At 54.9% G+C, this 6,304-nt stretch carries 7 protein-coding genes; 6 read left to right on the forward strand and 1 reads right to left on the reverse strand.

Annotation, left to right across the window (positions count from 1 at the left end):
- The coding region (locus tag ACYVDE_RS12295) for an MFS transporter (protein ID WP_460501839.1) at positions 1-441 on the reverse strand (441 nt) is incomplete at its 3' end.
- Positions 442-561: 120 nt separating this feature from the next.
- On the opposite strand from ACYVDE_RS12295, the gene ACYVDE_RS12300 reads away from it, so the two are divergent.
- From ACYVDE_RS12300 to ACYVDE_RS12325, 6 genes are all read left to right on the forward strand, one after another.
- Positions 562-1,719, forward strand: a complete 1,158-nt coding sequence (locus ACYVDE_RS12300; protein WP_460501840.1) for a THUMP domain-containing class I SAM-dependent RNA methyltransferase — start codon at positions 562-564, stop codon at positions 1,717-1,719.
- A 108-nt stretch (positions 1,720-1,827) separates the two neighbouring features.
- The gene (locus tag ACYVDE_RS12305) at positions 1,828-2,301 is read left to right on the forward strand and encodes a hypothetical protein (RefSeq protein ID WP_460501841.1); all 474 of its coding nucleotides are present in this window, start codon (positions 1,828-1,830) and stop codon (positions 2,299-2,301) included.
- A gap of 12 nt (positions 2,302-2,313) precedes the next feature.
- Positions 2,314-3,261 carry a hypothetical protein gene (locus ACYVDE_RS12310; RefSeq protein WP_460501842.1) on the forward strand — a complete coding sequence of 316 codons (948 nt, stop codon included), beginning with the start codon at positions 2,314-2,316 and terminating at the stop codon, positions 3,259-3,261.
- The gene (locus ACYVDE_RS12315; protein WP_460501843.1) at positions 3,224-3,550 is read left to right on the forward strand and encodes an STAS-like domain-containing protein; all 327 of its coding nucleotides are present in this window, start codon (positions 3,224-3,226) and stop codon (positions 3,548-3,550) included. The genes ACYVDE_RS12310 and ACYVDE_RS12315 overlap by 38 nt, the downstream gene beginning before the upstream one ends.
- A gap of 93 nt (positions 3,551-3,643) precedes the next feature.
- Positions 3,644-5,896, forward strand: a complete 2,253-nt coding sequence (gene recQ, locus ACYVDE_RS12320; RefSeq protein WP_460501844.1) for a RecQ family ATP-dependent DNA helicase — start codon at positions 3,644-3,646, stop codon at positions 5,894-5,896.
- Between the two features lie 85 nt (positions 5,897-5,981).
- Positions 5,982-6,304: DUF2306 domain-containing protein (locus tag ACYVDE_RS12325; protein ID WP_460501845.1), on the forward strand; the 323-nt coding region annotated here is incomplete at its 3' end.

Here is a 6,304-nt window from a genome sequence, read left to right on the forward strand (position 1 = left end):
GCCGCGCGCCGGGCCCAGAATGCTTACGTAGGGGTTGGCCGCTACTTGCAGGAGCGTCACGCCCGCGCCCAGCGTGGCCAGGGCCGTGAGGAACAGCGCAAACGCCCGCGAGTCGGCTGCCGGAATGAAGAGTAGCGCGCCCACGGCCATCACCAGCAGGCCCACCACGATGCCGCGCTGGTAGCCCAGCTTTTTCAGTACCCAGCCCGCGGGCAGCGACATGAGAAAGTAGGCGCCGAAAAAGGCCGACTGTACCGCCGACGACTGCAAATCGGTGAGCTGGCACACGTCCTTGAGGTAGGGCATGAGCACGTCGTTGAAGTTGGTGACGGCGCCGAACAGGAAGAACAGCGTCGTCATCAGCAGCATGGGGCCGGCGTAGGAGCGGGCGGGCGCAGCGGTGGCGGTGGGAATGGGGGAAGAGGAGGGAGCGAGGGCCATAAATGAATGCAGCGTGCGGGCGAAAGGCGAAAGTAGCGCGAACTTTGTAGTTCGCGTTTCCGTGCCGCCGGGATATTCCCGAATCGGCGCGCGGACGCGGACTAAAAGTCCGCGCTACTTATGCACCTTACCGCCACCACCCAGTTCGGCCTGGAAGAACTGCTCGCCGACGAACTCTACGACCTTGGCGCCGACATCACGCACGTAGGCTCGCGGGCCGTCGAGTTCATCGGCGACCACCGCCTGCTCTACGAAGTGGCCCTCTGGAGCCGCTTGTCGATGCGCCTGCTGCGGCCCTTCGCTGCTTTTTACGCCGCCGACGAGAAGGCCCTCTACCGCGAGGTGAGCCGCATCGACTGGCAGGATTTCATCGGCCCGGGCCAGACGTTCGCCATCACGCCGGTGGTGAACCGCTCCACCTTCGAGCACTCGCTGTTCGTGGCCCAGCTCACCAAGGATGCCATCGTGGACCAGTTCCGGAAGCGTACCGGCGAGCGGCCCAGCATCGATACCCGCAACCCCGACATCCGCCTGCACCTGCGCATGACGGAGAACGAAGTCATCCTTAGCCTCGACGCGGCCGGCGACTCGCTGCACCGCCGCGGCTACCGCCAGGGCACCAACGAGGCGCCGCTGAATGAGGTGCTGGCCGCCGGCTTGGTGCTGCTCTCGGGCTGGGACGGCAAGCAGCCCCTCATCGACCCCATGTGCGGCTCGGCCACCATCCTCACCGAGGCGGGGTTGATGTGCCAGCGCATCGCGCCTGGCCTGTTTCACCAGGGCAAGTTCGGTTTCGAAAACTGGTACGACTTCGACCCCCAGCTTTGGGAGCGAGTGCGCGAAGAAGCCAAAGCCCAGCGCCTCGAAGAGCCGCAGGCCTACCTCGCCGGCTCCGACCTCGACCCCCGAGTCATTGACGCGGCCGCGGCCAACATCACCGCCGCCGGCCTCGAAGACTGCGTGCGCCTCTCGGTGCGCGATGTGAAGGACGCCACCGCACCCGCCAAAGAAGAGCCGGGCATCGTGCTGATGAATCCGCCCTACGGCGAGCGAATAGGGGAGGAAGCCCAGATGGCAGCGCTCTACAAAACCATCGGCGACACGCTGAAAACGGGTTTCCAGGGCTACAACGCTTTCGTGTTCACCGGCAACCTGGAGGCGGCCAAGAGCATCGGGCTGAAGCCGGCGCGGCGCATCCCGCTGTTCAACGGGCCGATTGACTGCCGGCTGCTGAAGTATGAGCTGTACCGGGGGAGCCGGCGGGATTTTGCCAAATAACTATAAGTTGTAGTGATTTAAAAATGACTTTCCAAAACAGTTAGTATTATTGCTATCAAAAAAAATTAAACGACGCCTTAGATACGCACAAGCCAAGTTTCATTTGCAATGGTACTACAAGTAACAACTCCCGAAGTAGCAAAAGAATTTATGCAGTCTTTTGACCTGCTTCTTGATGCTCATAGTAAGTTTTGGCTATGGTTAATATTTGGTATTGTTATACAGATAGCAAGCGCATTGTTTTCAATTTTTGTGCAATGGCGGTTGAAAAATATTGAAAAAAATGTCACAAAGTTTAATCTTAGAGAGGAGAAAAGAATAGTTGTTTTGGAGGATATATATCATAAAATGAGTGATTTAACTTGGTTTTTCCCAGGCGAGTCTGTGGAGGAGCTAAATGTTAAAATACAAGTTATTGATAGGTTGGTGTCTAGCAAAAGGCTATACTTGTCAGAAGAACTGAATCGTCTGATAGGGCGTTATCTAGACCATTTTCGCAATGTTTCAGCTAATCACAGTAGAAAAAACATTCAAAAAGAAGAAGAAATGCTTGATGAATTTGCAAATATTTTCAATGCTTAAAATTGTATATTTATGAAAAAAATAGAAGTTAAATATCCGCGAGTATGCAGGGCCTCAAATATTAATGAAATATTGGTTCAATTAGAGTTTTTCTTTAAGACAAAGGAAAAATTTATCAATAATTTGTTAATAAACTTTAGAGATGTGAGTGAAGCTTCTGTATTGCACGTGTTAGTGTTTTTTAAATTTATCGATTATGCTGTTTTAAAAGATTTGCTTTTGTTTCCCCGATATATTAATGGGGAGAATATGCAGCACTCCTTTTATAAATACGGATTCACTGATTTTTTTAATGCATATCTCGAGACAGATGAGAATGATGATGAAGTGTATAAGAAATTTGAAGTAAAGCAGGTAAACGGGTTTCTAATTGCTCCTCAAGGTTTACTTCGAAATGTGGTAATGTCGAGAAATTCACTTCAGGAAAAATTTTTGCCATCAATTCAGGATTATTACGAAGGAAATGAGGCAGGTATATCTTTGTTGTTTACCTGTCTAAGCGAGGTTACTTTGAATTTTTGGGAGCATGCTACAGAAGATGATAAATCGATTATTGTCGCTTATGGTAATAAAAATAATATAGAAATTGCTTGTGCTGATAATGGACAAGGAATTATATCAACTTTAAAAAATGGGGGATTCGATAGCATGGATGGTAGCAATATCATTGCCAAGGCTATGCAAAAGGGAGTAACATCGAAAGCTGGTACTAATCATATGGGCTACGGGCTCTGGTTGGTAAGTGAGATTGCAAAAGCCACGCTAGGAATAATGCATGTGTATTCAGAGGGTTATGTGTATAAAGTCGAAAGAGGTAGGGTTTCTGTTGGGAAAAGTGGTTATTGGAAAGGTTCTATTTTTTACTTATCTTTGCCCTTAAACAGAGGGCTACGCCTTGTTGACATTGTTGAAAAAGATGGAAATGATGAAACAGACTCCCCAACAATTAACTGGCAATGATAATAATGTGCTTGACTTAAGCGAGTTTGGAAGTGCTATAGTTGAGAAGAGTGTAGGAGAAGAAATATACCATCGAGTATTGGCTATGCTTGCGGCTAATGAAATAATAACAATTGATTTGGGTAAAATAATAACTATGGCGACATATTGTGCTAAACAAATTTTTGGTCGTCTTTACATTGATTTAGGCTCTGATGTCTTTTTTCAAAGAATTGTATTAGCAAACGCTAATAAGGATTTGAAATATATTGTTACAACAGGGATTAAAAACGCTTTGCATGAGCAGTAGTTTCAATCTAATTAGTTGTTTTTGATAGTCTTTAACAGTAGCGTTCGAGTGTTGCATGATTGTTAAGTGTTGCTATAAAGCCGTGATTTTATAATGCCCGAATCTGCTACCGCTGCCCCGCAACTCGCCGCCGCCCGCCAGGCCCTGAAACGGTACTACGGCTACGACAACTTTCGCCCCATGCAGGGCGATATTATCCAGCACATCCTCAGCGGGAAAGATACCGTGGTGCTGATGCCCACCGGGGGCGGCAAGTCGGTGTGTTTCCAGATTCCGGCCGTGGTGAGCGAGGGCACCTGCGTGGTGGTGTCGCCCCTCATCGCCCTGATGAAAGACCAGGTGGAGGCCCTGAAAGCCAACGGCATTGCGGCGGCCTACATCAACAGCAGCGTGGGCCAGAGCGAGGCCAACGACATTGCCCGCGCCGCTACCGGCGGCTACCTCAAGCTGCTCTACGTATCGCCCGAAAAGCTGCTGAGCGACGGCTTTTTGCAGTTTCTGACGCGCGTCAACATCAGTCTGTTTGCCATTGATGAGGCGCACTGTATTTCGAGCTGGGGCCACGATTTTCGGCCCGAATACACGCAGCTGGGCCAGCTACGGAACCACTTCCCGAGCACGCCCATCATCGCCCTCACGGCCACGGCCGACCGCCTCACCAAGCGCGACATCATTACGCAGCTCAACCTGAGCGAGCCCAGAGTGTTCCTGTCGAGCTTCGACCGGCCCAACATCAACTTGATTGTGCGCGGCGGCCAGGACCGTATCAACGCCATCATCGACTACATCGGCCGCCACCCGCAGGACCCCGGTATCATCTACTGCCTCTCGCGCAAAACCTGCGAAACCATTGCCGCCAAGCTCAAGGCCAAGGGCATCAAGGCCGGGCATTACCACGCCGGCATGACGCCCAACCAGCGCGGGAGCGTGCAGGAGGCCTTTTTGCAGGACGACCTGCAGGTCATCGTGGCCACCATCGCCTTCGGCATGGGCATAGACAAGAGCAACGTGCGCTGGGTGATGCACTACAACCTGCCCAAAAACATCGAGGGCTACTACCAGGAAATCGGCCGGGCCGGGCGCGACGGCGCGCCGAGTACCGCTATTCTGTTCTACAGCTTCGCCGACGTGATGCAGATGCGCGAGATGGTGACCAAGGACGTGCCCGCCCGGCAGGCCCAGCTCAACACCGCCAAGCTCGAGCGCATGCAGCAGTTTGCCGAAGCCGCCAGCTGCCGCCGCAAAATCCTGCTCAACTACTTCTCCGAAACCCTGGCCCAGGACTGCGGCAACTGCGACATCTGCCGCAACCCGCCCACCACGTTCGACGGCACGCTCATCGCCCAGAAAGCCCTGTCGGCCGTGGCCCGCAGCCGCGAGAAAGTGGCGATTAATCTGCTGATTGATATTCTGCGCGGCATGCGCAACCAGGCCGTGCTGCAGGGCGGCTACGACCAGATTAAGACCTACGGCGCGGGCCGCGACCTGCCCTACCTCGACTGGTACAGCTATATCCACCAGATGCTGAACGATGGCCTGCTCTACATCGCCTATGAGGAAGGCTATGCCCTGAAAATCACCGAGCGCGGCCACCAGGTGCTCAAAGGCGAGCTTACGCTGCCGCTGCGCAAGTTCCAGCCCAGCGAGAAGGCCGAAAAGCCCACCCGCGCCGGCAAGAAAGCCGCCAGCGCCGCGGCCAGCGCCACCATCGGCTCGCTCTACGCGCAGCTGTTCGACAAGCTGCGCAAGCTCCGCAAGGCCATTGCCGACGAGCAGGGCGTGCCGCCCTACGTGGTGTTCTCCGACGCCACGCTGCAGGAAATGGCCGCCGAGCGCCCCGTGAGCCGCGTGGGCATGCTGGGCATTTCGGGCGTGGGCATGAAGAAGTTCGAAACCTACGGCGAGGCCTTCATCAAGCTCATTCTGGACGAAAGCGGTGGGGGCGGCCAGTACGTGCCGTCCGATTCGGACAGCATGTTCAACGAGCCGGCCCGCTCGCGCCTCAGTGCGGCCTCCTCGGCTGCGGCCGACAAGCCCGTGAGCGACTCCGAGGATGCCACCATTCAGTTCCACCAGATGGGCCTCACGCCCGAAGACATTGCCGAGCGTCGCGGTCTGGCCCTGAGCACCGTGAAAACGCACCTCTACAACGCCTACGCAAAGGGCCGCGAACTGCGCATCCACGACTTCGTGAGTGATTCGGAATTGGCCGAAATCCTCACCGCCCGCGCCCAGCTCGGCCCCGATGCCTCGTTGCGCGACCTCTTCGACCACTTGCGCGAGAAGTACGACTACTTCCAACTGCGCATGGCCGGGCTATACCACAAGCGCCTGCGCGGGCAATAGCCCCCGAGCCAATAAATGCTGAAGGCCCGCCGTTAGCACCGGCGGGCCTTTTTATTTGTGGGTTGCGCCCGAACCCGTTGCCTCCATGCTCCGAAAAATTACCCTCGCCCTCACGGCCATGCTCATTGCCGCCTTCGCGGGGCTGATGCTCACCAAAACGCTGCCCTACTACACCTTCGAGAAGGGCATCCACTTCCTCACCACCAAGAGCGACGACACCAACGACAACCCGGTGTTCCGGCTCGGGTTCTACGTGCACATCACCACTAGCCTGGTGGTGCTGGTGTTGGGGCTGCTGCAGTTTTTGCCGTGGCTGGTGCGGCGCGGGGCGAGGCTGCACCGGGCGCTGGGCAAGGGCTACGTGCTGGGCATTCTGGCGCTGGCGGCCCCGTCGGGCCTCGTGCTGGC

It is taken from the genome of Hymenobacter agri (assembly GCF_054778495.1).

Excerpts from the sequence above, each read along its gene's own strand:
- ACYVDE_RS12300 (WP_460501840.1), top strand. The coding sequence starts at position 562 with ATGCACCTTACCGCCACCACCCAGTTCGGCCTGGAAGAACTGCTCGCC.
- ACYVDE_RS12305 (WP_460501841.1), top strand. The coding sequence starts at position 1,828 with ATGGTACTACAAGTAACAACTCCCGAAGTAGCAAAAGAATTTATGCAG.
- ACYVDE_RS12310 (WP_460501842.1), top strand. The coding sequence starts at position 2,314 with ATGAAAAAAATAGAAGTTAAATATCCGCGAGTATGCAGGGCCTCAAAT.
- ACYVDE_RS12315 (WP_460501843.1), top strand. The coding sequence starts at position 3,224 with ATGATGAAACAGACTCCCCAACAATTAACTGGCAATGATAATAATGTG.
- recQ (WP_460501844.1), top strand. The coding sequence starts at position 3,644 with ATGCCCGAATCTGCTACCGCTGCCCCGCAACTCGCCGCCGCCCGCCAG.